General features: G+C 64.3%; 20 protein-coding genes and 1 tRNA gene. 10 read left to right on the plus strand and 11 right to left on the minus strand.

Annotated elements, in window-relative coordinates; genetic code table 11:
• Positions 1–2: 2 nt before the first annotated feature.
• The 3 genes from uvrC (at position 3) to AC2CQI_RS01195 (ending at position 2,563) form a co-directional block, all read left to right on the plus strand.
• Complete coding sequence (gene uvrC, locus AC2CQI_RS01185) at positions 3–1,826, plus strand: excinuclease ABC subunit UvrC (protein WP_075804199.1); 1,824 nt, start codon at positions 3–5, stop codon at positions 1,824–1,826.
• 33 nt (positions 1,827–1,859) lie between these two features.
• Positions 1,860–2,420, plus strand: a complete 561-nt coding sequence (gene pgsA, locus AC2CQI_RS01190) for a CDP-diacylglycerol--glycerol-3-phosphate 3-phosphatidyltransferase (protein WP_075804200.1) — start codon at positions 1,860–1,862, stop codon at positions 2,418–2,420.
• A 67-nt stretch (positions 2,421–2,487) separates the two neighbouring features.
• A tRNA-Gly gene (locus AC2CQI_RS01195) sits at positions 2,488–2,563 on the plus strand.
• A 218-nt stretch (positions 2,564–2,781) separates the two neighbouring features.
• Here AC2CQI_RS01195 and AC2CQI_RS01200 read toward each other — a convergent pair.
• Together AC2CQI_RS01200 and AC2CQI_RS01205 are read right to left on the minus strand one after the other, a co-directional pair.
• On the minus strand, positions 2,782–3,447 hold the full coding sequence (locus AC2CQI_RS01200; RefSeq protein WP_484578847.1) for an RraA family protein: 666 nt from the start codon (positions 3,445–3,447) through the stop codon (positions 2,782–2,784).
• A gap of 100 nt (positions 3,448–3,547) precedes the next feature.
• Positions 3,548–4,447 (minus strand): LysR family transcriptional regulator, encoded by a 900-nt coding sequence (locus tag AC2CQI_RS01205; protein WP_484578848.1) that lies wholly within the window; start codon positions 4,445–4,447, stop codon positions 3,548–3,550.
• Between the two features lie 141 nt (positions 4,448–4,588).
• On the opposite strand from AC2CQI_RS01205, the gene AC2CQI_RS01210 reads away from it, so the two are divergent.
• The 6 genes from AC2CQI_RS01210 to AC2CQI_RS01235 all read left to right on the plus strand — a co-directional run bounded on the left by AC2CQI_RS01210 (position 4,589) and on the right by AC2CQI_RS01235 (position 11,213).
• The gene (locus AC2CQI_RS01210; protein ID WP_484578849.1) at positions 4,589–5,935 is read left to right on the plus strand and encodes an MFS transporter; all 1,347 of its coding nucleotides are present in this window, start codon (positions 4,589–4,591) and stop codon (positions 5,933–5,935) included.
• Between the two features lie 58 nt (positions 5,936–5,993).
• A complete protein-coding gene (locus AC2CQI_RS01215) occupies positions 5,994–6,656 on the plus strand; it encodes an RraA family protein (protein WP_484578850.1) in 663 nt (220 codons plus the stop codon).
• 213 nt (positions 6,657–6,869) lie between these two features.
• Entirely contained in the window at positions 6,870–8,030 is a 1,161-nt protein-coding gene (locus AC2CQI_RS01220; RefSeq protein WP_484580567.1) for an MFS transporter, read from the plus strand.
• Complete coding sequence (locus AC2CQI_RS01225) at positions 8,023–8,682, plus strand: alpha/beta hydrolase (protein WP_484578851.1); 660 nt, start codon at positions 8,023–8,025, stop codon at positions 8,680–8,682. Before AC2CQI_RS01220 ends, AC2CQI_RS01225 begins: the two co-directional genes overlap by 8 nt.
• Before the next feature lie 114 nt (positions 8,683–8,796).
• Positions 8,797–10,152 carry an MFS family transporter gene (locus AC2CQI_RS01230; protein ID WP_484578852.1) on the plus strand — a complete coding sequence of 452 codons (1,356 nt, stop codon included), beginning with the start codon at positions 8,797–8,799 and terminating at the stop codon, positions 10,150–10,152.
• A 38-nt stretch (positions 10,153–10,190) separates the two neighbouring features.
• A complete protein-coding gene (locus AC2CQI_RS01235; RefSeq protein WP_484578853.1) occupies positions 10,191–11,213 on the plus strand; it encodes a hydroxyacid dehydrogenase in 1,023 nt (340 codons plus the stop codon).
• 602 nt (positions 11,214–11,815) lie between these two features.
• Here the strand turns inward: AC2CQI_RS01235 and AC2CQI_RS01240 are convergent.
• The 9 genes from AC2CQI_RS01240 to AC2CQI_RS01280 all read right to left on the minus strand — a co-directional run bounded on the left by AC2CQI_RS01240 (position 11,816) and on the right by AC2CQI_RS01280 (position 19,609).
• On the minus strand, positions 11,816–12,418 hold the full coding sequence (locus AC2CQI_RS01240) for a TetR/AcrR family transcriptional regulator (protein WP_484578854.1): 603 nt from the start codon (positions 12,416–12,418) through the stop codon (positions 11,816–11,818).
• Positions 12,419–12,604: 186 nt separating this feature from the next.
• Positions 12,605–13,420, minus strand: coding sequence for an HpcH/HpaI aldolase/citrate lyase family protein (locus AC2CQI_RS01245; protein ID WP_484578855.1), 816 nt, complete (start codon positions 13,418–13,420; stop codon positions 12,605–12,607).
• On the minus strand, positions 13,417–14,256 hold the full coding sequence (locus tag AC2CQI_RS01250) for an HTD2 family dehydratase (protein WP_484578856.1): 840 nt from the start codon (positions 14,254–14,256) through the stop codon (positions 13,417–13,419). The genes AC2CQI_RS01245 and AC2CQI_RS01250 overlap by 4 nt, the downstream gene beginning before the upstream one ends.
• 16 nt (positions 14,257–14,272) lie before the next feature.
• Entirely contained in the window at positions 14,273–15,202 is a 930-nt protein-coding gene (locus AC2CQI_RS01255; protein ID WP_484578857.1) for an electron transfer flavoprotein subunit alpha/FixB family protein, read from the minus strand.
• Positions 15,199–15,951 (minus strand): electron transfer flavoprotein subunit beta/FixA family protein, encoded by a 753-nt coding sequence (locus AC2CQI_RS01260; protein ID WP_484578858.1) that lies wholly within the window; start codon positions 15,949–15,951, stop codon positions 15,199–15,201. The genes AC2CQI_RS01255 and AC2CQI_RS01260 overlap by 4 nt, the downstream gene beginning before the upstream one ends.
• Before the next feature lie 49 nt (positions 15,952–16,000).
• Positions 16,001–17,203, minus strand: a complete 1,203-nt coding sequence (locus AC2CQI_RS01265) for a CaiB/BaiF CoA transferase family protein (protein ID WP_484578859.1) — start codon at positions 17,201–17,203, stop codon at positions 16,001–16,003.
• A 58-nt stretch (positions 17,204–17,261) separates the two neighbouring features.
• The gene (locus AC2CQI_RS01270) at positions 17,262–18,425 is read right to left on the minus strand and encodes an acyl-CoA dehydrogenase family protein (protein WP_484578860.1); all 1,164 of its coding nucleotides are present in this window, start codon (positions 18,423–18,425) and stop codon (positions 17,262–17,264) included.
• A gap of 69 nt (positions 18,426–18,494) precedes the next feature.
• Positions 18,495–19,091: a thiamine pyrophosphate-dependent enzyme gene (locus AC2CQI_RS01275; protein ID WP_484578861.1), complete on the minus strand. Its 597-nt coding sequence runs from the start codon at positions 19,089–19,091 to the stop codon at positions 18,495–18,497.
• Positions 19,079–19,609, minus strand: coding sequence for a thiamine pyrophosphate-binding protein (locus AC2CQI_RS01280; RefSeq protein WP_484578862.1), 531 nt, complete (start codon positions 19,607–19,609; stop codon positions 19,079–19,081). Before AC2CQI_RS01280 ends, AC2CQI_RS01275 begins: the two co-directional genes overlap by 13 nt.
• A 285-nt stretch (positions 19,610–19,894) precedes the next feature.
• Here AC2CQI_RS01280 and AC2CQI_RS01285 point away from each other — a divergent pair, with 285 nt between their 5' ends.
• On the plus strand, positions 19,895–20,017 hold the full coding sequence (locus AC2CQI_RS01285) for a hypothetical protein (RefSeq protein WP_484578863.1): 123 nt from the start codon (positions 19,895–19,897) through the stop codon (positions 20,015–20,017).
• The last annotated feature ends 35 nt before the right edge of the window (positions 20,018–20,052 follow it).

A 20,052-nucleotide genomic window follows, 5' to 3' on the forward strand; every position in this document is an offset into this window, starting at 1 on the left:
ACATGACCCCCGCGTTTGATCCAAGTGCTTTTCTGGCAACCTGCAGCGGCCGTCCGGGTGTCTACCGGATGTTCGATGCGGGCGGTCGCCTTCTTTATGTAGGCAAGGCCAAGAACCTCAAGAAGCGCCTGGCCAGCTACTTCCGCAAGACCGGCCTGGCGCCCAAGACCGCCGCGCTGGTCGGGCATATCGCCAGTGTCGAGACCACCATCGTCTCCAGCGAGACCGAGGCGCTGCTGCTCGAGCAGACCCTGATCAAGGAATGGCGCCCGCCCTACAACATCCTGCTGCGCGACGATAAATCCTACCCCTACGTATTCCTGTCCGACGGCGAATTCCCGCGGCTGGGTATTCATCGTGGGGCCAAGAAGCAGAAGGGCAAGTATTTCGGGCCGTACCCCAGCGCCGGGGCGATCCGTGAAAGCCTGAGCCTGTTGCAGAAGACCTTCCATGTCCGCCAGTGCGAGGACAGCTACTACGCCAACCGCACCCGGCCGTGCCTGCAGTACCAGATCAAGCGCTGCAAGGCGCCGTGCGTCGGCCTGGTCGAGCCGCAGGAATACGGCGTGGACGTGCGCCACTCGGTGATGTTCCTCGAAGGCCGCAGCCATCAGCTGACCAACGAACTGAATGCCGACATGGAGAAAGCCGCCATGTCCCTGGAGTTCGAGAAGGCCGCCGAGCTGCGTGACCAGATCGCCCTGCTGCGCCGGGTCCAGGACCAGCAGAGCATGGAAGGCGGCAGCGGCGACGTCGACGTGGTCGCGGCCTTCGTCAACCCGGGCGGCGCCTGCGTGCACCTGATCAGCGTGCGCGGCGGGCGGGTGCTGGGCAGCAAGAACTTCTTCCCCCAGGTGGGCATCGAGGAGGAGGTGGCCGAGGTCATGTCGGCCTTCCTCTCCCAGTACTATCTGGGCAACTCCGAACGGGAACTGCCGGCGGAGCTGATCGTCAACGTCGTGCACGAGGACTTCGAGGCCCTGTGCAGCGCCGTGGAAACCCTGCGCGGCCGCGAGCTGACCATCAGCCACCGGGTCCGCGGCACCCGTGCCCGCTGGCAGCAACTGGCGGTGACCAATGCCGAGCAGGCGCTGATGGCCCGCCTCGCCAACCGCCAGCATATGGCGGCGCGCTTCGAGGCCCTGGCCGAAGTGCTTGGCCTGCCGGAAGTCCCGCAGCGCCTGGAATGCTACGACATCAGTCACTCCAGCGGCGAAGCCACCGTGGCCTCCTGCGTGGTGTTCGGCCCGGAAGGCCCGATCAAATCCGACTATCGCCGCTTCAATATCGAAGGCGTCACCGCTGGCGACGACTATGCTGCCATGCAACAGGCCCTGACCCGGCGCTACGGACGGATCAAGGACGGCGAGGGCAAGCTGCCCGACGTGCTCCTGGTGGACGGCGGCAAAGGCCAGTTGAACATGGCCCGGGAAGTGATGGAGGCCCTGCAGGTCCCTGACCTGACCCTGCTCGGCGTGGCCAAGGGCGTGACCCGCAAGGCCGGCTTCGAGACCCTGTACCTCAACGACGTGCACCACGAATTCACCCTGCGTGGCGACTCCCCGGCGCTGCACCTGATCCAGCAGATCCGCGACGAGGCCCACCGTTTCGCCATCACCGGCCACCGCGCCCGGCGTGGCAAGGCGCGGCGTACCTCGACCCTGGAAGATGTCGCCGGAGTCGGGCCGAAACGTCGCCGCGACCTGCTGAAACATTTCGGCGGCTTGCAGGAATTGTCCCGTGCCAGTGCCGAAGAAATCGCCAAGGCACCGGGAATCAGCAAAAAGCTCGCCGAGTCGATTTATGACAGCCTGCATAGCGAGTAGAATCCTTCGCTCACCTCGCAGCCAGTTGTCCTGATGAATATCCCGAATCTGCTTACAGTCCTTCGTGTCCTGCTCATCCCGATCTTCATTCTGCTGTTCTACCTCCCGTATCACTGGAGCTACGTAGCAGCCAGCAGCGTGTTCGCCATTGCCGCCGCCACCGACTGGCTCGACGGCTACCTGGCCCGGCGCCTGCAGCAGAGCACGCCGTTCGGTGCCTTCCTCGACCCGGTGGCGGACAAGCTGATGGTCGCGGTGGCCCTGGTCCTGCTGGTGCAGGTCCATGCCAACCTGTGGCTGACCTTGCCGGCGGCGGTGATCATCGGCCGAGAGATCGTGGTTTCGGCGCTGCGTGAATGGATGGCCGAGATGGGGGCGAGGGCGCATGTCGCGGTATCGAACCTGGGCAAATGGAAGACTGCGGCGCAGATGCTCGCGCTGGTCATCCTCCTCGCCAACCCGCCGGCGCTGACCGCCTGGGTGGTGCTGGGCTACGCCTTGCTGCTGATCGCGGCCGGCCTGACCCTGTGGTCGATGGTGCACTACCTGCGCGCCGCCTGGCCGCACCTGCGCGAAGGCTCGGAAACAAAATAAAAGGTTTTTTGAATCAAGGGGTTGACGAAATATTTCATTTCTATAGAATGCCCACCATCAAGACGACGCGGGAATAGCTCAGTTGGTAGAGCACGACCTTGCCAAGGTCGGGGTCGCGAGTTCGAGTCTCGTTTCCCGCTCCAAATATGGCGCTTCAGAGTGATTTTTGGTTGCTCTGGAGTGAAAGAAAAAAGGCCCTTCGGGGCCTTTTTTTGTTGCGCGGAAAAACACGGAAACCGCCAGCATCCCGGATGTTCAAGCACACGATTGAGTGAATGAAATCCGGACGTACAAAGCTGTGGTGCCGGCAGCCCTCCACGGCTGTCGGCGAAGTACGTGCGCCCAGGCCGTCAGCGCCTGATCAATTCGCCAATCCGGCCTTATCCAGTACCTTGTCGAGCCATGACTGATCGACCGCGCCTGTCGCGATCTCGGCCTTGACCAGTTCCTCGTGGGCCTCGTGCGCCCTCGCCAGGGTCAGCACCGGCTCCGCGAGTTCCTGGGCGAACGCGACGATCCCGTCTTCGTCCCCGATGATGATATCGCCCGGGTTGACGATCATCCCACCCACCGAAACCGGCACGTTGATTTCCCCCGGGCCGCTCTTGTAGGGGCCGCAGTGAACGACGCCCCGGGCATAGCATGGGCTGTCCCGGAAGCTTTCAACATCGCGGATCGCACCATCCACCACGAAGCCGACGCAGCCGCGCTGCTCGGCATACAGCTTGATCAGCTCGCCGATCACCGCGTTGTTGGTGTCGCCCTGGGCATCGATAACCAGGACATGCCCCGGTTCGAGCAGGGTCAGCGCCTTGTAGATGAACAGGTTGTCGCCCGGACGGGTTTTCACGGTCAGGGCCGTGCCGACCATCTTGCCCGAGGTGTTGTAGCGGGTAAGGCCCCGCGCACCGATGTGACGACCCAGGTTGTCACTGATGTGGGGGGTAACGACCGAGCGGAACGACTCGATGACGTGCGCAGGGGCGAGCGGGGGCGAGGGAAGAACACGGGACCCGGGTAACAGCATGACCATCTCCTGAATGACGTAACCCCAAGGGGGTGCCCGTCGATGTTAGGAAAGATCTGCTTTTACTTTTAGCGATATTTATTAATGAGAAAACATCGCTTCAGGTGATGATAAGCCGGCTGAAGTCGCAGGTCTGCTGCGCCAGCCGAGCCACTTCGACGCTCAGCCCCTGGTAGCGGTCGGCCCGGTGCACGCATACGTAGCTGATCGCCGGCAAGGGCAGGTCAGTCTGGATCACTTTCAATTTACCCTCGCGGATCACCGACCCCATGCATTCCAGGGGCAGGTAGCTGATGCCGACGCCGGAGATGGCCAGGCCGACCTGTGCCACCAGGTAGTTGCTGGTCAGGGTCCGGTTCAGGCGCACGTTATGTTCGGCCAGCCAGCGCTCGTAGGTTTGCCCAGTGCCGGAGCTGGCGCCCTGGGTCAGCACCGTCAGGGATGACAGCTGTTGCAGGCTCATGGGCTCGTCGCCTGGATACAGCGCAGGGGAACACATCCAGGCGTTCTTCACGGCGGCCAGCGGGCTGGTGACGAAGCGTGCATCGCGGAAGATGTCGGGCACGATGATCAGGTCGAGTTCATCGGCTTCCAGGCGCCGCAACAGGTCGGTGCTCAACTCGATGGAGGGCTCCAGATCGATCTTCGGATAGGTCTGGTGGATGCGCTCGACCAGGGTCGGCAGCCAGGTCAGGGCGGTGAGTTCGGTGACGCCTATCCTGAAGCGCCTGACCAGGGTTTCTTTCGAGCTGATCCGCTCCAGCAGGTCATCGCGCTGACGGAGCATTTCAACCGCGCTCTCGTAGAGTTCGACACCTTTCTGAGTCAGACGGGCGCTGCGCTTGGAGCGGTCGAAGATCGAGACGCCGAAGGCGTCCTCCAGTTCCTGGACACGCTTGGAGATCGCTGACTGCGACATGTTGAGCTTGGTCGCCGCCGACTCGAAGCTCCCCAGTTCGACGATCCAGTAGATGGCTTCAATCTGCTTGAGCGTGATCAATTTTTTCTACCTGCGGCGGCAATCGGAGCGGGCTTGATTGTCCACTAAAAGTGATGAATTGTGGTGAGTATTTGTCGCTTTTCTTCTCCCGTACCTGCGCCTAGATTACGCCCGAATTACAAAAACAAAGGGTGTACAAGTATGTCGACCGCTGAAACAGCCCATGCCAAAGGGCGCAGCAGCTATCGATGGGTCGTGGCCGGGATGATCTTTTCGATCTATACCATCGCCGCCGCCGATCGGGCCAACCTGGGTGTCGCGCTGCCGTTCATTCGCCAGGAATTCGCGATGAGCAACGCCGAGGCGGGCGGGCTGATGAGCCTGTTCCTTCTGGCTTATGCCCTGGCCCAGATTCCCGCCGGGCTGGCGTTCAGCCGCTTTGGCGTAAGTCGGATCCTGCCGGCCGCCATGGTCATGACCTCGCTGCTGACCGGCCTGGTCGGCACCGCGGGTTCGCTGATCGCCTTGAAGCTGTACCGTTTTGGCCTGGGCCTGGCCGAGGGTCCGCTTCCCATCAGCATGACGACCACCATCAACAACTGGTTTCCGCCCCGGGAGAAGGGCATCGCATCGGGTATCTTCCTCTCTGCGGTGAAGTTCGGACCGGTCATAGTCCCGCCACTGTGCGCGGTGATCATTTCGGTCTGGGGCTGGCGCGAGGTGTTCTATTTCTTCGCCATCCCGGGCATCCTGCTGTCGATCCTCTGGTACTTCATGATCGCCGACCATCCGTCGAAGAGCCGTTTCGTCAACCAGGCGGAACTGGACTACATCGTGGACCAGACCCCGCAGGATTCGCTGCCTGCCGCCGGCACCTCGCCGAAGAAGACCGGCCTTGGCTTCAAGCGCCTTGACTTCCTGATCCGCCGCCGTGAAGTCGCGCCCCTGGAAACCCGGCGCCAGGTGTTCGGTTCGTGGCTGGTCTGGGGCTGTGCCGCCAGTTACTGCTTCCAGTTGGGTGTATCGAGTGTCCTGCTGTCGTGGATCCCCACCTACCTGATCACCGTCAAGGGCTTCTCCGTGATGAACATGGGCCTGGTCTCGGCGGCGCCCTGGGTGGGCGCGGTGCTGGGCAACCTGATCGGGGGCTACTGTTCGGACCGTTGGCTGGGCGGGCGACGCAAGCCGGGCATGCTGCTCTCGGCCCTGGGCACGTCGATCATGATGTACCTGCTGATCAATTCGCCGGCGGATCCGTTCCTTTACGGCCTGCTGTTGATGGCCACCGGGATGGTGCTGAGCTTCGGCTTCTCCTCCTACATGGTCTACCCCATGGCCCTGGCCACCAAGGCAACCTTCCCGATCGCCAATGCCATCGTCAACATGATCGGGCAACTGGGGGCTGCCGCGACGCCGTTCCTTACCGGCTTGCTGCTCGACAGCTACGGTTGGAACTACGTATTCACCTACCTCGCGATCGGTTCGCTGATCAGCTTCGTGCTGCTGCTGACCATCGTCGAGCCGATTGCCAAGACCAGGCCGGCATGAGTTCGCCCTGGTCGGGCCTGTACATTTCTGTCGATCAAACTGTTGAGAGGAGCTAACGATGCATCCAGAAGATAAAGAGCTGGTCGCCCTGTTCCAAGGGCTGGATACCCCGGGCGTTTCCGATGCGCTGGACAAGCTGGGCCTGCCGGGCCACTGCTTCGGGGTAATGCCGCTGGACAACTACAAGCAGGTGGTCGTCGGGCCTGCCTTCACCGTTCGCTATGTCTCGGCCAGCGTTCCGCCGGGCACCGTGGGCGATTTCGTGGATGACGTGGCTGAAGGCGATATCGTGGTCATCGACAACGATGGCCGTACCGATTGCACGGTCTGGGGCGACATCATGACCCAGTACGCCGGGGCGCGGAACATTGCCGGCACGGTCATCGACGGGGTCTGCCGCGATGTGAACAAGGCGCTCGGCGACGGCTACCCGTTGTTCACCAAGGGCCGCTTCATGCGCACCGGCAAGGACCGCGTGCAGGTGGAGTCGGTCAACCAGCCGGTGTCCATCGGCCAGGCCCGTGTCAGCCCGCGGGACATCGTGGTGGCGGATGCCAATGGTGTCGTCGTCGTTCCGCGTGCACGGGCACGTGAGGTCGCTGAGGTGGCCCGCCAGATCGAGGCGGTCGAAGCGAACATTCGCGAGCTGATCGGCAAGGGCCGCACGCTCAGCCAGGCGCGTGAAGAGCTGGGTTATCACACCTTGCAGCGCAAGTCCTGAACAGCCGGTACCGGGGGCGCAGCGTCTCTGCGCCTCGGGTACCAGGCCATAGCTGATATGCCGAGGTTCTATAGCAGGCGGCAATGGCGGGCCCTAGAATAGCGACGTTTCCTGCGTTGATCGCACCCTCGCTTCCCCTCGTTTCCAGACCAAGGTTTTCTCGTGCAGCCCGATGCTCGTCTCCCTGGCGCCCCGGGCGTCGTTTGCCTAGGCCTGCTGCAGATCCTGGTCTGGGGCGGTTCGTTCTTCCTGCTGGCGGTCATGGGTGAGCCGATCACCCGCGATACCGGCTGGGCCGCACACTGGGTCTATGGGTCGCTGTCCCTCAGCCTGATGGTGGCTGCGTTGCTCGCGCCCCTGTCCAGCCGCCTGGTCGCGCGCCATGGTGGTCGTGTGCAACTGGCCTGCAGTGGTGCCATCGTCGCCCTCGGGCTATTGCTGGTCGCCTCCAGCCAGAACCTGGCCTGGTTCATGCTCGCCTGGGGGGTGATCGGGGTGGGCATGGCCTGCGGGCTGTACGAGACGCTCTTCGCCACGCTGGGCGCCCTGTACGCCGAAAGGGCGGGCAAGGCGATCGTCGGCATTACCTTGATTTCCGGCTTCGCTACCACCTTGTCGTGGCCATTGGTGGCCCTGGCGATCGAGTACCTGGGCTGGCGCCAGACCTGCGTCGCCTATGCCCTGTTGCTGCTTGTGGTGGTAGCGCCCGCCTACCTGTGGGTGCTGCCGGCGCAGGCGCCTGGTGCTGTGCTGAAGGGCTCGGTCGCCAGCCCGGCTGCGGGCCTGGACAGGCGCATCTACCTGCTGCTCACCTGGATCTTCGCCCTCGGCGCGATCATCATGACCGCCATCTCCGTGCAACTGGTCGCGGTGCTGCAGGGCATGGGTTTCTCCTTGGCGGCAGCCATCGCCCTGTGCGCCGTGCTTGGCCCCAGCCAGGTCGCCTCGCGGGTCCTGCAGATGCTGGCCAGCAAGCGCCATCCGGTATGGACCGCGCTGGTGTCGGTGCTGCTGGTCGCGGTGGGCATGCTGCTGGTGGCCACCGTACCCGGCATGACCGTGCTCGGGCTGGTGCTGTACGGACTGGGCAATGGCCTGCGGGCGATCGTCCGCGGCTTGCTGCCGCTCGCGCTGATGCCGCCAGCCCAGTACGTATCGCTGATGGGCAAGATGTCACGTCCATCGTTGGTGGGGCAGGCGCTGACGCCGCTGGTCGGTGGCTTTATCCTGCAGCACTTCGGCGCCCAGGGCGTACTGCTCGCCCTGTGCCTGCTGGCACTGCTCAATGTGCTGTTGGTGGTGCTGGTGCTGCGGCATATGCAGCGGCGCGACACTGTCGAGGCGACGACCGGGGAGGGGAGCACCGATGACTGACCAGGCGAGAGGCGAGCAACTGATCCAGGGACCTGCCGGGCAGATCCAGCTGCTGGTCGACGAACCGACCGGCCCGGTGCGTGGCGTGGCGCTGGTGGCTCACCCGCAACCGCTGCTGGGCGGCAGTCCGCTGCATGTAGTGCCGGTCACCCTGGCTCGCGGGCTGGTCGCCGAGGGTTGGCGGGTGGTTCGCCCGAGCTTTCGGGGCGTGGGCAAGACCACCGGGCCACACGATGGCGGGGTGGGCGAGGCCGAGGATTGCCGGGTGCTGGTCGAGCACCTGCGCACCCGTTACCCGGATTTGCCGCTGGCGCTGGTGGGCTTCTCGTTCGGCGCCCATGTCTTCGCCCGTCTCGCCTGCGCAATGCCCGGGCAGTTCAGCGCGATCGCCCTGCTGGGGCTGCCGGTCGGTCAGGTGCCTGGCGGTCGCCACTACGCCGCGCTGCCGTTGCCTGCCGGGTGCCTGTTGCTGCACGGTGAGCAGGACGACATGGCGCCCCTGGCCAACCTCCTCGAATGGGCGCGGGCGGACCATCGAGCGGTCCAGGTCTATTGCGGGACCAACCACTTCTTCAAGGGCTGCCTGGCCCAGGCCGCGCAACAGGTCGCCGACCATCTGCGCAACCGGGCACAGGAGGGCCGCGAGGAATAGCGGATCAGCATAGCTGTTAGGCCGTGCCTGCCCCTGCTCGTTTCAGGACCCTGTGCGACGCTACCCCCTGCGTCGGTAAACAATAACAACAAGGGTACTGATATGAACGCAGACATGCATACGGCACGTCCGTTGACTCGCAAAGAGCGCACTACCGCCATCGTTGGGGTCTGCTCCGGCAACCTGGTGGAGTGGTACGACTTCTTCATCTATGCCTACACCTCGATCTACTTCGCCTCGCTGTTCTTCCCCGCTGGCGACCAGACCAGCCAGCTCCTCGCCACGGCCGGCATCTTTGCCGTGGGGTTCTTCATGCGTCCGCTCGGCGGCTGGATCTTCGGCTATATCGCCGATACCCGAGGGCGCAAGATCTCGATGATCATCTCCATCTTCATGATGTGCGGTGGCTCGCTGATGATCGCGGTCATGCCCACCTACGCCTCGATCGGCGTGGCCGCGCCGGTGCTGCTGGTGGTCGCGCGGCTGATGCAGGGGCTTTCGGTCGGTGCCGAGTACGGCACCGGGGCCACCTATATCAGTGAAGTGTCCAGGGCCGGGCGCCGTTCGTTCTACGGCTCGTTCCAGTACATGACCATCATCGCCGGGCAGTTGCTGGCCTTGTTGACCGTGGCGGTTCTGCAACTGCTGCTCAGCGAGCAGGACCTGAAGGCCTGGGGCTGGCGCATACCGTTCCTGATCGGCGCCCTGGCGTCCATCGTGGTGGTCTACCTGCGGCGGACCATGCGCGAGACAGCGACCGAAGCGGACATGAAACGCAAGGAGTCCGGCTCGCTGAAGGCGCTGATGCAACACCGCAAGGCCGTGCTGCTGACCTTCACCATCACCATCGGCTGCTCCCTGTACTTCTACACCTTCACCGCCTACATGCAGAAATTCCTGGTGGTCAGCGTCGGCCTGCCGGCACCGACCGTGAGTATCCTGATGGCGGTCGCGCTGGTCATCTTCATGCTCTGCCAGCCGGTGTTCGGCCTGCTTGCCGACAAGATCGGCGTGCGGCGCAACATGATCATCTTCGGCGTGCTGTCGACCTTCCTGGTCATTCCTCTGCTAACCGCCATCAAGGGCGTGCAGGACCCCTACAGCGCCTTCGCCCTGGTGGTCGCCGGCCTGCTGATCGCGGCGTTCTATACCCCGGTCACCGGTGTGCTCAAGGCCGACTTCTACCCGCCCACCGTGCGTGCCCTGGGGGTCGGCCTGCCGTATGCGGTGGGTGCCGCGATGTTTGGCGGCTCGGCCGAGTACGTGGCGCTGAGTTTCCGCTCCCTCGGGCTGGAGGAGTATTTCTACGTGTACGTTGCCGCGATCGGTGCAATTACCCTGATTTCCGCGTTGTTGATGCCTGAATTGGGCAGGCACGGCTACCTCGATGGCGATGGCAAGGTCGAGGAAAACATCGGCATCCGCAAGTTCCTCGGACGCAAGGCCGTATCCACCCAGGTCGGTCACTGAGGCAGGTGCGGGAGATGAATGCCGAGATGAAAAGAGTCATGCGTTTCGATGTGTGGTACCACCCGGTCATGGCGCAGACCTTTGCCGAGGCGCCGGGTGTTGAATTGTGCACGGTAGCGCGTAGCGCCGACCCCGCGCTGATCTTCGACACCTTGCAAGCCTGCGAGGTCTACCAGGTGCCGTCGGCCAGGGATGAGCTGCCGCCGCCCTGGCACGTCGGCGCGCCGCTACTGGCCCGCTTGCCGCGCCTGCTGTGCGTGTCCACCAACGGTGCCGGATACGACACGGTGGATGTCGCTGCCTGTACCCGTGCCGGCGTGCTGGTGGTCAACCAGTCCGGCGCCAACGCGCAGTCGGTAGCCGAGGCGACCCTTGGCCTGATGCTCGATTGTGCCCGGCGTATCAGCGAGTCCGACCGGCGTCTGCGGACTTCCCGTGGATTCTCCCGCGAGGACCTGATGGGCTCGGAGTTGTACGAAAAGACCCTGGGCCTCATCGGCCTGGGTGAAATCGGTACCCGGGTGGCGCGGTTGGGGCAGGCGCTGGGGATGCGGGTGCTCGCCCATGATCCGTTTCTCGACGCCGGCCAGGTGGCCGCGCGGGGAGGGCAGGCGGTGACGCTGGATGACGTGCTGCGATCGAGCGACGTGGTCTCTCTGCACTGTCCGCGAACCGAGGCCACCCTGAGGCTGATGAATGCCGACACCTTCGCACGCATGCGCAAGGGGGCGGTGTTCATCAACACCGCCCGTGGAGGCCTGCATGACGAAGCCGCGCTGCATGCTGCATTGGCCAGCGGCCATCTTGGTAGTGCCGGGCTGGATGTCTGGGATGAAGAGCCACCGGCGCTCGATCACCCGCTGCTGGGGCTGGAGAATGTCGTCGGGCTCTATCACACGGCAGGGGTGACCACGGAGGCGCGCTGGCGCATGGGGCGCTGGGCGGCGCAGCAGATCCTGCAGGTGCTGGCGGGTCACGAGGCGCCACGCATGGTCAACCCCGAGGTGTTTCCGCGGTTTTTGCAGCGCTTGCGCCAGGGCGCCGAGGCCCGAACGACGTAGTTCAGGTAGGAGCGTGGCTTGCCCGTGATGGCCATGGGTATCTACACATCTTTTGAGGTGAGAAGGCTTGTCAGTAGATCGCATCAAGGCTGACAGGTGCTTGCCACGACTTCTCTGGTGCCCTTGAGATCGAGCGCCGCCCGCGCGGCGCATCGCTGTGCATGTCGATGCTCTTGCAGCGCCCTCGAGATCGAGCGCCGCCCACGCGGCGCATCGCTGGCAAGCCAGCTCCCACATTTGTTGCAACGTACCTATGTCTGTAAGGCCATAGTTGATCGCCTTGTTTGTACGACGCTATATCGCGTCGAACTCAACAGCCTCCCCGCTATGTATCGCCGAGCCTCCAAAGGCTGGCAGCGGAGATCTCACAGGCCATGGCGCGTTGCAACAAATGTGGGAGCTGGCTTGCCAGCGAGGCGCCGCGCGGGCGGCGCTCGATCTGAAGAGCGCTGAAGATCCATCGGCATGCGCCTGGTGGCCATCATGCGGTCTCTCGACAAGCGACCCGGGGTCACCACTGGTCTTCGGAAAAGATGTGTAGATACCCATACCTTCATGGGCAAGCCATGCTTCTTCATTCAAGACCTGCCGCGTTCTTCGCGCTAACAGTGCTGCCCTGTGCGTGCTGGCTTGCCGGCAATTGCGCCACCGAACCCACCGACGCAATCCCGGGCCAGCAGGTGGCACATCTCCAGCGCCTGCGCGTTGACCCAGGCCTCGTCATGTCCCTGCACACGCAAACTGCCCGCAGCATCGATCACCGCCAGGATGGCCGCGCAGACCTTGCGGCCATCCGGCGTCAGCCAGCGGCCTTCGATGATGCGTGCCAGCGGCTGGCCCAGGCGTGCGAGTGCCTTGTCCAGCCAGTTGCGCTGGGCGTCCTCCAGAAACCGCGCTTCATGACGCAACAGCACTTCTTCATCGGGGTGGCTGCACTGGCGCTGCAGCAGAAACCCGACGAAGCCTGCCAGGTCACGGGTGTGACTGCCTTTCTCCCAGGCCTCGATGCGACGCTCCACGATATCCAGCAACACCGTCAGCAACAGGTCCTGCTTGCAGGCGACATGGTGATAGAGGCTGCCCGGCAGCAGGCCGACCCGCCCGGCCAACTGACGCATGGTCATGGCCGCATAACCATGCTCGGCCATCAGTTGCCGGGCGGCCTGCAGCAAGTGCGGCGGGCACGATCCGGCGACTTCAGCCATAGGATGGCATCCTCGACAGCGCGCGCAGCAGCCGGCAGACCAGGCGCTTGCAACGGCGTCTGGCCTTGAAGGATTTGATGATCATGAGGAGATCCTTTCGCAAGGGTGCCCCCGGTGCCGGCGCTCGCTGTCCGTCAGAACAGGGGAATGCCTGGGCACCGGGGGCATGGGCGTTGGAACTGGGGATCAGTCGGCTTGTTGCAAGGTGGCACGGGCGCGCAGGATCACCGGGGCATCGACCATCTGGCCGTCCAGGGTGAAGACCCCGGCCCCGTCCCGGGCTTTCTCCAGAACCCGCCTTGCCCAATCCAGCTCGGCCTCGGAAGGGCGCAGGGCACGGTGAATGACTTGGACCTGGCCGGGGTGGATGCACAGGGCGCCGCCAAAGCCCATGTCACGGGCGAACCCGACGTGACGCTGCAGGCCTTCGGTGTCCTGGATGGACGGGTATACGCCATCGAGCGGTGCGGCCAGGCCGGCCGCGCGGCTGTGCAGCAGCACCGCATAGCGAGCGTGACCGAGTACCTGCTCGGCGGCTTCGCTGCCGGTCCGCAGGCCCAGGTCCAGACCCAGGTCGAGGCTGCCGAACGACAGGCGGTCGACGCCTTCCGCCGCCGCCAGTTCGCCAAGGGCGACCAGGCCTCTGGCACTTTCGATGATCGGCCACACCGGCTTGCCTGTGGCATGGGTCCGGGCCACCTGCGCGACCGTCTCGGCCTTGGGCAGGAGAATGCCGGTGACCCCGGGGAAGCGCCGGCACAGCGCCAGGTCCGCCTCATGGGCCCAATGTTCCGGCGCATTGACCCGCACCAGGACCTGAGCCTGGGGCTGTTCTTCGAGGAAACGCTGCAGATTGTCGCGGGCCTGTTTCTTGAGCACTTCCTCCACCGCGTCTTCAAGGTCGACGATCACCCGGTCGGCGCCGCTGGCCAGGGCCTTGGCGATACGCTCGGGGCGGCTGGCGGGGACGAACAGGGCGCTACGCACGATAGCCGGGCTCATGGACGGCCCTCCTCGGTGTATTCGATCTCGCCGGCCTGCGCCTGCCCGGAGTCGTTGCCGGCCCAGACCCTGGCCTTGCCATGGCCCAGCAGTTGTCCACCCACCACGAAGGCATCGGGGCAGATCAGCGGCCGCAGACCGCGGAAACTGAAGCGTCGAACCCTGGCACCGGGGTTGGCGCGCACGAACGCACGCAGGTTCAGGGTGGCGATCAGCGGACCATGCACGACCAGTCCAGGATAGCCCTCGGTCTCGGTCACATACGGCCAGTCATAGTGAATACGGTGTCCGTTGAAGGTGACGGCTGAATAGCGGAACAGCAAGGTCGGCGTGGGCTCCACCGGCTCCTGCCAGTCGGCCTGGGGCAAGGCCTCGGTTCCGCCAAGCCGGGGCGGGGTGGGCTCGCGATAGACGATGTCGTGTTCCTCGACCAGGGCGCGTTGTCCGTCCTGCACATACTCGTGCTCGACGGTGACGAACAGCAGCGATCCGGTGCGTCCCTGTTTTTCCTGGACATCGAGAATGGTCGAGCGCCGGGAGACCTGGGCATCCACCCGCAGCGGGCGCAGGAATTCCAGGCGGCTGCCGGCCCACATGCGGTTGCGGTTGTCCGCCGGGGGCAGGAAGCCACCGCGCGCCGGATGGCCATCGGCGCCCAGGCCGTCGGCATTCACCGGGTCCTGGAAAAACGCCCAGTGCCACAGCAGCGGCAGGGCAGCGCCCGGGGCGGGCGGCGCTTCGCTCAAGGTGGCGGCAATGCGCTTGACCAGGTTGTGGCTGATCTGGTCATGACTGGTCTCGCTGCGTCCGATCCAGCTATTGAGGTATGTTGTCATTGTGTATGTCCTCGGGTCAAAGGGTAGCGGTCAGCTCGGGCACGATCTCGAACAGGTCGCCGACCAGGCCGTAGTCGGCGACCTGGAAGATCGGTGCCTCTTCGTCCTTGTTGATCGCGACGATGACCTTGGAGTCCTTCATCCCGGCCAGGTGCTGGATTGCGCCGGAGATACCCACGGCAATGTACAGCTGTGGCGCGACGATCTTGCCGGTCTGCCCGACCTGCATGTCGTTGGGCACGAAGCCGGCATCGACGGCCGCGCGGGACGCACCGACGCCAGCGCCGAGTGTGTCGGCCAGGGCGTACAGGTGCTTGAAGTTGTCGCCACTGCCCATGCCGCGGCCACCGGAAACGACGATTTTCGCGGCGGTCAGCTCCGGACGATCGGAGCTGGCCAGTTCTTCACTGACGAACGCCGAGATACCGACGTCGCGGGCGCCGGCCAATGCCTCGATCGGCGCCGCGCCGCCTTCGGCCGCCACGGCTTCGAAGCCGGTGGCGCGTACGGTAATGACCTTGACTGCTGCGCTCGATTGCACCGTCGCGATCGCATTGCCGGCATAGACCGGACGCTTGAAGGTATCGGCTGACTCCACCGAGATGATCTCGGAAAGCTGGTCCACATCCAGCAATGCCGCCACCCGGGGCAGAAGATTCTTGCCATTGCTGGTGGCCGGCGCCAGCACGTGGCTGAAGTCGCGACCGAGGTTGGCAACCAGTGGCGCGAGGTTCTCCGGCAACTGGTGCGCATACGCCACATCGTCGGCCAGCAGCACCTTGCCGACACCGGCGACCTGCGCGGCCGCGAAGGCTACGCCGGCCACGTCGAGGCCCGCCACCAGCACGACGATATCGCCGCCGATGCGCTGTGCCGCGGCCAGGGTATTGAGGGTAGGGGCAGCCAGGGTGTGATTGTCGTGCTCTGCAATTACCAGGATGGTCATTGGATTACCTTCGCCTCGTTCTTCAGTTTCTCGACCAGTTCAGCAACCGACTTGACCTTGATGCCCGCGCTGCGTGCAGCCGGCGCTTCGACGTTCAGGGTTTTGTTGGTCGAGGCGGTGGAAACGCCCAGCGTGTCAGGAGTAACGGTCTCCAGCGGCTTTTTCTTGGCCTTCATGATGTTCGGCAGCGACGCGTAGCGCGGCTCGTTCAGGCGCAGGTCGGTGGTGACGATGGCCGGCAGGTTCAGGGCAACGGTCTGCAGGCCGCCGTCGATTTCGCGGGTGACGTTGACCTTGTCGCCAGCCAGTTCGACTTTCGAAGCGAAGGTGCCTTGGGCGTAGCCGGTCAGCGCAGCCAGCATCTGGCCGGTCTGGTTGTTGTCGCTGTCGATGGCCTGCTTGCCAAGGATCACCAGCTGAGGCTGCTCCTTGTCGACAACGGCCTTGAGCAGCTTGGCCACGGCCAGGGAAGTCAGCTCTTCGGCGGACTCCACCAGCACGGCGCGGTCGGCACCCAGGGCCAGGGCGGTACGCAGTTGTTCCTGGGCAGTGGCCGGGCCGACGGTAACGACGACGATCTCGCTGGCCACGCCTTTCTCTTTCAGGCGGACGGCTTCTTCGACGGCGATCTCGCAGAAGGGGTTCATGGACATTTTGACGTTGGCGAGGTCGACGCCGGAATTGTCCGCCTTGACGCGAACCTTGACGTTGTAATCGACCACACGCTTGATAGCGACCAGCACTTTCATGGCAGTTTTACTCATTCGTTGGACAGGGTGCTGCGCGAAAAAAGAGGGGTCAGATGACCCCTGAAGAGCGCAGTTGCTGAATACGTTCGTTGGACAGGCCGAGCTGCGCGAGGATCTGCTCGCTGTGCTCGCCCAGGGCGGGCACGGGATCCATGCGCGGCGTGTAGGCGTTGCTGACGGCAGGAGGCAGCAGGCTGGGGATGGTGCCGGCGGCGGTTTCGACTGCTCTCCAGCGATCCCGGGCCTTGAGTTGCGGATGCTGCCAGACACCCTGCATGTCATTGACCCTGGCGTTGGCGATGCTGGCGCTGTCCAGGCGCTGGATCACGGTGTCGAAGTCGAGACGGGCGAACGCTTCGATGATCAGGTTGCGCAGCACGTCCCGGTTGGCCACCCGCTTGAAGTTGGCCGAGAAGCGCTCGTCATCGGCCAGCTCCGCTTGCAGCAGGACCTTCTCGCAGAACAGGCGCCATTCGCGATCGTTCTGCAGGCCCAGCATCACGGTGCTGCCGTCGCCGACCGGGAACGGGCCGTAGGGGTAGATGGTGGCGTGGGCCGCGCCGGCGCGCGGTGGCGGGGCGGCGCCTTCATAGGCGTAGTAGAGCGGGTAGTTCATCCATTCCACGAGGCTTTCCAGCATGGACACCTCGACGCGGCTGCCGACACCGGTCTTTTCCCGCAGCAGCAGAGCGGAAAGGATGCCAGTGTAGGCGTACATGCCGGCGGCGATATCGGCGATCGAGTTGCCGGCCTTGGCCATCTGCTCATCGCCCGGGCCACCGGTCACCGAGAGGAAACCGCCCTCGCTCTGGATCAGCAGGTCATAGGCTTTCTTCTGTTCGTAGGGGCCGCCGGAGCCATAGCCGGAGATGTCGCACACCACCAGCCGCGGGAAGCGCTCGTGCAGCGTGTCGAAGCCCAGCCCGAGGCGGGCCGCCGCACCGGGTGCGAGGTTCTGCACCAGCACGTCGGCCTGTTCGAGCAACTGGTCGAGGATATCGCCTGCCACCTCCTGCTTGAGGTCCAGGGCGAGGCTTTCCTTCGAGCGGTTGGTCCAGACGAAATGCGAGGCGAGGCCGTTGACCCGCTCGTCGTAGCCGCGGGCGAAGTCGCCGACGCCCGGCCTTTCGACCTTGATCACGCGTGCGCCGAGGTCGGCCAGTTGACGGGTGCAGAATGGCGCAGCGATCGCGTGCTCCAGGCTGATGACGGTGATGCCGTCGAGGGGGCGGATGGCCGTGGGCTGGGTCATGGATGGGGTCTCTCTTGTTATGGCAAGCCCCCCGGCGCTGTGCCGGAGGGATCCGCTATCAGAAGGAGCGCGGCAGTTCCAGCAGGTGCTCGGCCACGTAGGACAGGATCAGGTTGGTGGAGATCGGCGCGACCTGGTACAGACGGGTCTCGCGGAACTTGCGCTCGACGTCGTATTCGTTGGCGAAGCCGAAGCCTCCGTGGGTCTGCAGGCAGGCGTTGGCCGCTTCCCAACTGGCCTTGGCCGCCAGGTACTTGGCCATGTTGGCCGCGGCGCCGGCGTTGCGGCCGCTGTCATACTCGGCGCAGGCGCGCCAGCGCATCAGGTCGGCGGCCTCGATCTCGATGTGGGCCTCGGCGATGGGGAACTGCACGCCCTGGTTCTGGCCGATGGGCCGGCCGAAAACCACGCGGTCGCGGGCATACTGGCTGGCCTTCTCGACGAACCAGCGGCCGTCACCGATGCATTCGGCGGCAATCAGGGTACGTTCGGCGTTGAGGCCGTCGAGGATGTAGCGGAAGCCCTTGCCTTCTTCGCCGATCAGGCTGCTGGCAGGAATTTCCAGGTTGTCGAAGAACAGTTCGTTGGTCTCGTGGTTGACCAGGTTAGCGATCGGCTGCACGGTCAGGCCGTTGCCGATGGCTTCGCGCAGGTCGACGAGGAAGATCGACATGCCTTCGGATTTTTTCTTCACTTCGGCCAGCGGGGTGGTGCGTGCCAGCAGGATCATCAGGTCGGAGTGCTGGACCCGCGAGATCCACACCTTCTGGCCGTTGATCACGTACTTGTCGCCACGGCGCACGGCAGTGGTCTTGATCTTGGTGGTGTCGGTGCCGGTGGTCGGCTCGGTGACACCCATCGACTGCAGGCGCAGCTCGCCGCTGGCGAGCTTCGGCAGGTAGTAGCTTTTCTGCTCGTCGCTGCCGTTTCGCAGCAGGGTGAACATGTTGTACATCTGGCCATGGATGGTGCCGGAGTTACCGCCGCAGGCGTTCACTTCCTCGAGGATCACAGAGGCCTCGGCCAGCCCAAGGCCGGAACCGCCGAACGCTTCGGGGATCATCGCCGACAGCCAGCCCGCTTCGGTCATGGCCTTGACGAAGGCTTCCGGGAAGCCCTTTTCCTCATCGATCTTGCGCCAGTATTCGGCAGGGAAGTCGGCGCACAGCGCGCGAACGCCTTCACGGATCGCAGCCAGCTCTTCATGGTTGTATTCGGTCATTCTTGTTCTCCAGGAAGGACAGTACCGCCGGCGTCTTCGTGGATCGGCCGCCGGTACCGCCCAAAACGGTCAGATAGGCTGGAAGCCCAGGGCAGCACGGAAGCGGTTCTTGATGTAGTGACCATCGCGCGGTGGCAGCACGCGGGGCGGGTTTTCCGCCTTGATCTTCACGGTGGCCAGCTTCACCCCTTGGCGGTCGGCAAAGCGTTCGCGCAGGTCATGTACGCCGTCCATCTCGCGGATTTCCCGGGTCCAGGCAAAGCCGCAGGTGTTGGCCACCTGGTCGAGCTTGATGCCGAACCCGGCATGGCTGACCTGCATCCCGGTCTCACCGAAGTGGCCGTTGTCCAGGACCACGATGGTCAGGTTCTTCGGTTGCTGCAGGGAAACGGTGGCCAGGGCGCCGAAGCCCATCAGCAGCTCGCCGTCACCCGTGATGACTACCACGCTCTTGTCGGGCTGCGCATTGGCCAGGCCGAGGCCGACGGTGATGGCGCTGCCCATGGCGGCCCACAGGTAGTAATTGTTGTCATGGTCACCGGCGGCCATGACGTCATAGGAGGCCGAGCCCAGGCCGGTGACTACCAGCACGTCGTGGCGGTCGGCGAGCAGGGTGCGCACCACTTCGCGGCGGCACAGCACGTGGTTGGCGCTTACTTGACCCATTTCTTTTCTCCGATCAGGCGCTGGCCGAGCAGCAGGGCGGTGGCGGAATCGCCGTTGAAGGCCATGGTGGCGGCGCCGTGCAGCAGCGGGGCGACGTCTTCGGGCTTGTCGGCGCGCCAGGTCAGCACCTTCATCAGGTTGAGCGAGGCTTCGGTGGCCTGGCCCATCGGGTTTTGCCAGGCGTTGAATTCCGCCCAGTCGCCACGCATGGTCACCACCATCAGCAACGGGAAACCGGCGCAGTTCTGCAGGGCCAGGGTATTGATGCAGTTGCCGACACCGCTGGACTGCATCAGCAGGGCGCCACGCTCGCCACCCAGCCAGGCGCCCGCCAGGTAGCCAATGCCTTCCTCTTCGGTGGTCAGCACCACGGCCTTGATATCGGGGTCCTGGTAGGACATGCGGATGGCCGCCGAGTGACCGGCGTCCGGTACGAACACGACGTGCTTGACGTCATGGGCCTTCAGGACGCGGAACACGTCCTCTTGCCAGTGTTGTTCAGCTTCTTGCGATGACATGGGGTCTCTCCCGGCAGTGCTGCTTTTGTTTCCTCGCATCATGGCGAGAGACTGCGGTGAGGACGACTACCGTTTTTTTCTTTGAGATATGCCGCTGCGGCATAGCTCGCGCCGCCGTGTGTCGCTGGGGGCATGGCAGGGGAAGCGGGGAGCGGCTATGCATTGCCGGCATAGCTGTTAGGCGCCGTTGACACTTATTACCGCGCGGGCAAGGCGTTAGTTTTGCCACAGGCCGCCCCGCGAGGGCGCGCCGATCAAAACAACAACAATATCGAGGAAAGCCCCATGTTCATCAGCAACCTGCGCGGTCTGCTTGCGCGATTCAGCCGTCTGGATCAGGCCTGCGCTGCAGAACCCTCCTCACCCTGCCGGCTCCGGCATCTTGCACTGTCCTATCTCGTTCCGTGACTCACCGCCCTGGCGGTGCCGGTACCCTTTACTTG

This window comes from Pseudomonas sp. P2S-1, from assembly GCF_057197725.1.

Coding starts and splice junctions, on each gene's coding strand:
- uvrC (WP_075804199.1), top strand. CDS start 3: ATGACCCCCGCGTTTGATCCAAGTGCTTTTCTGGCAACCTGCAGCGGC.
- pgsA (WP_075804200.1), top strand. CDS start 1,860: ATGAATATCCCGAATCTGCTTACAGTCCTTCGTGTCCTGCTCATCCCG.
- AC2CQI_RS01200 (WP_484578847.1), bottom strand. CDS start 3,447: ATGCTGTTACCCGGGTCCCGTGTTCTTCCCTCGCCCCCGCTCGCCCCT.
- AC2CQI_RS01210 (WP_484578849.1), top strand. CDS start 4,589: ATGTCGACCGCTGAAACAGCCCATGCCAAAGGGCGCAGCAGCTATCGA.
- AC2CQI_RS01215 (WP_484578850.1), top strand. CDS start 5,994: ATGCATCCAGAAGATAAAGAGCTGGTCGCCCTGTTCCAAGGGCTGGAT.
- AC2CQI_RS01225 (WP_484578851.1), top strand. CDS start 8,023: ATGACTGACCAGGCGAGAGGCGAGCAACTGATCCAGGGACCTGCCGGG.
- AC2CQI_RS01230 (WP_484578852.1), top strand. CDS start 8,797: ATGCATACGGCACGTCCGTTGACTCGCAAAGAGCGCACTACCGCCATC.
- AC2CQI_RS01235 (WP_484578853.1), top strand. CDS start 10,191: ATGCGTTTCGATGTGTGGTACCACCCGGTCATGGCGCAGACCTTTGCC.
- AC2CQI_RS01240 (WP_484578854.1), bottom strand. CDS start 12,418: ATGGCTGAAGTCGCCGGATCGTGCCCGCCGCACTTGCTGCAGGCCGCC.
- AC2CQI_RS01245 (WP_484578855.1), bottom strand. CDS start 13,420: ATGAGCCCGGCTATCGTGCGTAGCGCCCTGTTCGTCCCCGCCAGCCGC.
- AC2CQI_RS01250 (WP_484578856.1), bottom strand. CDS start 14,256: ATGACAACATACCTCAATAGCTGGATCGGACGCAGCGAGACCAGTCAT.
- AC2CQI_RS01255 (WP_484578857.1), bottom strand. CDS start 15,202: ATGACCATCCTGGTAATTGCAGAGCACGACAATCACACCCTGGCTGCC.
- AC2CQI_RS01260 (WP_484578858.1), bottom strand. CDS start 15,951: ATGAAAGTGCTGGTCGCTATCAAGCGTGTGGTCGATTACAACGTCAAG.
- AC2CQI_RS01265 (WP_484578859.1), bottom strand. CDS start 17,203: ATGACCCAGCCCACGGCCATCCGCCCCCTCGACGGCATCACCGTCATC.
- AC2CQI_RS01270 (WP_484578860.1), bottom strand. CDS start 18,425: ATGACCGAATACAACCATGAAGAGCTGGCTGCGATCCGTGAAGGCGTT.
- AC2CQI_RS01275 (WP_484578861.1), bottom strand. CDS start 19,091: ATGGGTCAAGTAAGCGCCAACCACGTGCTGTGCCGCCGCGAAGTGGTG.
- AC2CQI_RS01280 (WP_484578862.1), bottom strand. CDS start 19,609: ATGTCATCGCAAGAAGCTGAACAACACTGGCAAGAGGACGTGTTCCGC.
- AC2CQI_RS01285 (WP_484578863.1), top strand. CDS start 19,895: ATGTTCATCAGCAACCTGCGCGGTCTGCTTGCGCGATTCAGCCGTCTG.